We start from the raw sequence: 636 nt of genomic DNA, 5'->3' as shown, positions 1-636 counted from the left end.
ACCGCCGTTTTACTGAGCAGCTTCTTGGTCGTTTTCTTTGGTTTGTATTTTAAAGCTAGGCGAATTTCGCTCACATCACGCGTTGGCACTGGCCATTGTGGTGGGTTCGCATGAATCTGGCTCATCGCCTCGTCGTAAGCAAAGCGAGGAACCATCATATTGGTTTGAGGTTCACGCTTTGCACCAATAAGGCGTTTGTCTCTCGCGGCGGTCAATAAAGGTAGATTGTCGTGAGTGGCGGTGTGAAGTAGCTGATTAACCAAAGACGTGATAAAGGCCGTTTTACCCGCTCGGGATAACCCAGTTACCGCAATTCTTACATTAGAATCCATACCACGGCTGATAAAGTCGTTCACTTCTTGCTTTATTCTTTTCATAGTTTTTATTTATCTCACCAGTTTTTATACCCAACGCTTCCATAGAAGTAACTTGAGTATCACGAGTCTAAGTTTACCAACCTTAATCAAAGATGAACAAAATCTGCAATCTAGTGCTGACCTCGATAAGTGTAAAATATTGCTGCCTATAAACGGAAAAGCCTCTGAATCACTTCAGAGGCTTATATATTCTAACTAGAGGCTTAATGTTCTAATCTTCTTCAATCAGCTTGTAGATAACAAAGAGTGCGATTTCAAG

Annotated in this window: 1 protein-coding gene; it reads right to left on the bottom strand. The window is 42.0% G+C overall.

Features of this window, described 5'->3' with window-relative positions:
• A partial coding sequence (locus R8O10_RS25845) for a YcjX family protein (protein WP_318192044.1) occupies positions 1 to 377 on the bottom strand: 377 nt, incomplete at its 3' end.
• Positions 378 to 636: the final 259 nt, after the last annotated feature.

The sequence above is a fragment of the Vibrio sp. 1727 genome, from assembly GCF_033344415.1.
Taxonomy (GTDB): domain Bacteria; phylum Pseudomonadota; class Gammaproteobacteria; order Enterobacterales; family Vibrionaceae; genus Vibrio; species Vibrio alginolyticus.
This window is presented reverse-complemented; position numbering and strand designations above follow the sequence as displayed.